The sequence below is a fragment of the Methylobacterium sp. J-076 genome (assembly GCF_022829405.1).
Taxonomy (GTDB): domain Bacteria; phylum Pseudomonadota; class Alphaproteobacteria; order Rhizobiales; family Beijerinckiaceae; genus Methylobacterium.
The window spans coordinates 1-4,697 of the sequence record NZ_JAKSXW010000105.1 but is presented as its reverse complement, the minus strand read 5'-3'; the positions used below and the strand labels follow the sequence as shown (position 1 = coordinate 4,697).

General features: G+C 63.3%; 5 protein-coding genes and 1 pseudogene. 3 read left to right on the top strand and 3 right to left on the bottom strand.

The genetic code is table 11. The features are described 5' to 3' along the window. Nucleotides 1-19: 19 nt before the first annotated feature. Nucleotides 20-962: pseudogene (locus tag MKK53_RS09665) on the bottom strand (IS630 family transposase). A 30-nt stretch (nt 963-992) separates the two neighbouring features. Between MKK53_RS09665 and MKK53_RS09660 the strand changes: the two are divergent. Further along, nucleotides 993-1,262 (top strand): diguanylate cyclase domain-containing protein, encoded by a 270-nt coding sequence (locus tag MKK53_RS09660; RefSeq protein WP_243928486.1) that lies wholly within the window; start codon nt 993-995, stop codon nt 1,260-1,262. A 231-nt stretch (nt 1,263-1,493) separates the two neighbouring features. On the opposite strand, the gene MKK53_RS09655 is transcribed toward MKK53_RS09660, so the two are convergent. Beyond that, complete coding sequence (locus MKK53_RS09655) at nt 1,494-1,751, bottom strand: hypothetical protein (protein ID WP_243928485.1); 258 nt, start codon at nt 1,749-1,751, stop codon at nt 1,494-1,496. Between the two features lie 42 nt (nt 1,752-1,793). After that, the gene (locus MKK53_RS09650) at nt 1,794-2,516 is read right to left on the bottom strand and encodes a cache domain-containing protein (RefSeq protein ID WP_243928484.1); all 723 of its coding nucleotides are present in this window, start codon (nt 2,514-2,516) and stop codon (nt 1,794-1,796) included. A gap of 998 nt (nt 2,517-3,514) precedes the next feature. On the opposite strand from MKK53_RS09650, the gene MKK53_RS09645 reads away from it, so the two are divergent. Both MKK53_RS09645 and MKK53_RS09640 read left to right on the top strand, forming a co-directional pair. Beyond that, on the top strand, nt 3,515-4,063 hold the full coding sequence (locus MKK53_RS09645) for a DUF3489 domain-containing protein (protein ID WP_243928483.1): 549 nt from the start codon (nt 3,515-3,517) through the stop codon (nt 4,061-4,063). 41 nt (nt 4,064-4,104) lie between these two features. Further along, entirely contained in the window at nt 4,105-4,596 is a 492-nt protein-coding gene (locus MKK53_RS09640; protein WP_243928482.1) for a DUF2924 domain-containing protein, read from the top strand. The last annotated feature ends 101 nt before the right edge of the window (nt 4,597-4,697 follow it).

Below are 4,697 nucleotides of genomic sequence, written 5' to 3'. Positions count from 1 at the left end.
CCACTAGAGCGTTTTCGGTTTAATCTAGGTCATAGCCTGCCGCAGCGAAGAAGTTGGCGCTTTCGTCTGGGGTGACAGTGTCGATGAGCTGTCCGATGGCCGACCATAGCCCTTCGACGGTGCGCTCGGCGGCTTTGCGCAGCAGCGCCTTGAGCTTGGAGAAGGCCATCTCGATCGGGTTGAAGTCCGGGGAGTAGGGCGGGAGGAACAGCAACTGCGCGCCGGCCGCTTCGATGGCGGCTCGCACGGCTGGCCCTTTGTGGCTGCCGAGATTGTCCATCACGACGATGTCCCCGGGGATGAGTTCGGGCACGAGCACGCGCTCGACGTAAGCCTGGAAGACATCGCGGTTGATCGGTCCGTCCAGCACGAACGGCGCGGCGATTCCGGACAGGCGCAGGCCCGCCACCAGGGTGGTGGTCTTCCAATGGCCGTGCAGCACAGGAGAGCGCAACCGCTCTCCGCGCGGCGAGCGCCCGCGGGTGCGGGCCATGTTGGTGGCCGTCCAGGTCTCGTCGAGGAACACGAGGCGGGCGGGATCAAGGTCGGGCTGGCCCTCAAACCATGCCTCGCGGGCGGCCTTCACGTCCGGGCGGTCCTGCTCGGTCGCGTGGGCTGTCTTTTTTTGTACGTCAGGCCGCGCGCGTCGAGGAAACTCCACAGGGTCCCCAGCCCGACCGTGAGAGCGTGCTCCTCCCGCAGGCGGACCCGCATCTCCTCCAGGGTGATGTCGTCCCGCTCGGCGATCAGACCACGCAGGAACGCCGCGTGCGGATCGAGCTTGGAGCGGCGGCCCGTCCTTGCGGACGGGCCGCCACCGTCCCGGTCGTGGCTAGTGCCGTCATCCAGCGGACCGCCGTCGCGGCACCGACCCCGAAGCGCTTGGCCGCTTGCCGGCGCGAGGTCGCGCCTGCCGCATCCACTACCCGCTCACGCAGATCCTGGCTGTAGGGACGGCCCATGCCCTGCTCCTCATCTGGAGCGCGCACTGAATCAGCTCAACAGCATGGTGTGAACCCCACCCGTCCGATTCAGCCCAAACCGAAAACGCTCTAGCGGCAACGTTCAGCGTCGGAGTATCAAATCAGGAAGCTCACGCGTCCATCTCATCGTTACTTCGCCGAGCTGATATCGCCCTCTATACAGCGAAGCGTGACGGTCGTAATCGGGTAGTTAAGTCGACGGGCAGCGATAGGTTTACAATCACGACTACTTTGGCGACGGATCATCCAATGGTTTATCTCCGTAGCTATCGAGGTTGAAATTACAGATCTTCCCTCTGTGCCGTAGCCTCCTAATATTACGGCTGGTAAACTTATCATTTACATGTGATTTTACAGACCCATCTGTCGTTGAATTCTGCACTTCTGGCAAAGCGGTCGCGGTATACTGTGCGAATGTACAGGGCGCTAAAGAATTTTCTTAGACGTCCGCTCGTCGCCTACATTTCGCTGAAGCAGACCAGCAGAAACCTATCCCAAGCGGTCTTCCTGCTACGACCCGTGCCAGTCATACGAACGACCATCACCGCTTCCCGAAAGCGGCCATATGGCGGCCGGGTCGAGCGCGTTCGGATCGATTGAGATATTCCCGGGTGTCAGGGCGACGAACACCCAGGCGATCAGCAACGCAGCGACACAAGCCAGTACCCTGCTGACCCGCTCCGGATCGAGCCGCCGGGCGTTCAACACGGCACATCCAACGGTGAAGGTTGCGGCTTCTGTCAGCGGCACGACGTTGGGCAGTCCCACCGTGACCTCCCCAGATCTCGCTCAGCCGCAGACCTCTGTCTATTACCGGCCCTTGGCGGCTTTCCCGTCCGTGGCACCGAGGGCGGCTTCGGCCGCTTGCAGGTTGTCGCGGACGAGGCTCATCGTGGCCGCTTTCGCATCGCTGACTTGATTGAGCGCCTCCAGAAACGCGGTCCAATCGGCACGCGCCGCAGCCGGGATTTCCGCGTCGAGCTTCGCCCGCAAGCTCGCCACCCGCCCCTCCGGGGTTGAAACCTGCGGTGACGCTGCGTCACTGTCGTAGATGCCGACCGCACACATCTGATCGCCCGCCTTCGTGTAGTAGGTGGTCTTGGGCTCCTCGATCGTGCTGCCGGGCTTGGGGAATAGGTAGCGGATCATCGAAATCTGTCCCGACTTAGCATCCTGCACCATGGTCTTGATGAAGTAGTTGCCGGTCTTGTCGTGCAGATCGTGCACGTCGTGCCCTTGTAGGATGGGATTGGGGTGGGCGGTCATGACGCCGTCGGGACCGACGCAGAAGACGTAACTGTCGGCCGTGCGAAAGCCATCCGTCCCTTTAGTGAATGCGGTCAGCGCTTTGGTCTTATCGGTTGCCACTGCTTTGGTAGCGCGGTTCAACATCCATTTGGCACCCATTTCAGCGCCGGACCCGCTGTCGTCGCAGGACAGGCCCGCTTCGCTGTCCCCACAGGCCAATGCCGCCGGGTACGGCGCACTGCCGAAGGCGAAGGCAGCAACACAGATCGGGAAGCGGAGGCGCATGATTTGCCTTCACAACTGAATGTGTGGTTTGTCACCAACATAGAATGGGACTTTACTGAATTTACAACCAAAATTGGCATTCTTAGCGCGATTAATTTGTCTTGTTTATGGTATAATGAATTCAATGATGTAAGGGTGGGGACCTTGGCGGCATTCGTCAGACCAGCATAAGGTCGATTACAGTTTTGAGGTGGGCAAGCCACAGCAGGTGCTTCGCGAGGTTGGCCGAGGGTCCCACGATCGCTCAAGTGCCTGGAAGCGGACCTCCCTCCTTTCTGTATCGGTTGTGAGTGCTCGCCGCGGCTATGTCTGCTTCGTTGCATCCGTCTTCCAGAAGCAGACGGGCAGGAAACACCCACAGCAGCCCTCCCTCTTCCAACCCCAAGCGGTCATTCGTCCTATCGTGCGTTTGTATGAAAAACGACCGTTTTTCTAACAGTCTCTGTCCGTGCGCGTTGGAATGGCCGAAACAGCTGCAAACCTGTCAGAAAAACGTGTCACTTATTCAAATTTCGGCGAAACGTATCCCTCCACTGCGGGGGAGATAATGCTGCGGTGTCTGGTATATAGCATCGCGCGATCTAAAGCAGATCAGCCGCTTCCGGCCAAACCCGGTCATTCAGAGCTGCTGAATCGAATTTCCCGGAAGCAGACGATCCCAGGGTCTGGTTAGGGTCACGAGCTTCCGTAGGCAGTGGACAACGAGGTGGAGTTTCGTACCGTCCGCGCCCGTCTGCACATTCGACTGGACTGCTAGAGCGAACGGAGCGTGTGTGGTCCCACGGCACGACGCAGCCGCTAGCGCTAAGGCTGCGCATATTCAGACCGAGGGCAGCGGACGAATGTCGGGACACAGACCACGGTACGACTGATAGCTTTCCCCGCCTCGGGGTCACCTCCCCGACCCCATGCGCATCGCCCTGCCGACCGGCCTCGCGTCGCTGGCGGGGTCGGGGTCGTGGCAGCGCCTATTCTGTCGCTGACGGAGATCCCGACCCATGACCACCATCTCGCTCACCCGCACCGAGGCGGGCATCCTGCAGGCTGCTGCCGCAGACGACGGCCGCGTGCACTTCGCCCCAGCCATGAAGCCGGCCAGCCGCAAACGGCTCGTCGGGCACTTCCTGCGCGACTCGCTCATCACCCCGCCTGACGGGCCGGACGGACAGCATCGCCTTACGCCCGCGGGCTACCAAGCCATCGGCCTCACCCCACCCGCGGTATCCGACGCGGTGTCCCGCCCGAACAAGAAGGCGTTGGTGCTGACGCTTCTGGCGCGAGACGAAGGAGCGACGCTAGCTGAACTGATCGCCGCGACAGGTTGGCTACCGCACACCACCCGCGCCGCCCTCTCGCGGATCCGGTCCGGCGGGCAGCCGCTGGCGAAGGCGGCACGCGTGGACACGGCTACGTCCTACCGTATCCTGCCGCCCCCGCTCGCCGCCCGTGCCCGCCCGCGGCGTCAGGGAGAGACGCCAACGCCTGCGGCAACGGTAGGCACAGGGGGTGAGCCCCAGGTGGGCGTGCCGACGCAGGCCTCCGCCTGATGGCGCGGGCCCGACCCATCACGGGGAGCGAGGCGGACCGCATGTCCGCCTCGCTCGACGCGCTCGCCGGGATGGACGCGGCAGCGCTCGAACGACGGTGGTGTCAGATCTTCGGCGCGGCCCCGCCTCCCGGCCTCCCTCCCGCGCAGCGCGCTCGGGTGATCGCCTACCGCCTGCAGGCTCTCGCCTACGGCGACCTCGACCGTGATACCGCGCGGGCTCTCGATCGGCTCGCACAAGCGCGGGGCCAGGTGAGCCAGGGAGGGGATGATATGCCCATCCGTGTGTCGATGCCGGTGCCGGATCGGCGCGGGCACACCCCAGGTGTGACGCTCTCGCGGGAATGGGCCGGCGTGATGCACACCGTGCAGGTACTCGACGCCGGCTACGCCTGGAACGGGTCGACCTACGACAGCCTGTCCCGCGTGGCGCAGCTCATCACCGGCACCAAGTGGAACGGACCACGCTTCTTCGGCCTACGCGCCAAGACCAGTGGTGGCAGAGAGGCCGGAGCGGGGAGGATTGAGGCATGAGTGGACGCTCGCCCAAACCGCAAGCGGCCCCGCCTCCCGGCACGCGGCCGACCCTGCGCTGCGCGATCTACACCCGGGTCTCGACCGAGCACGGACTCGAC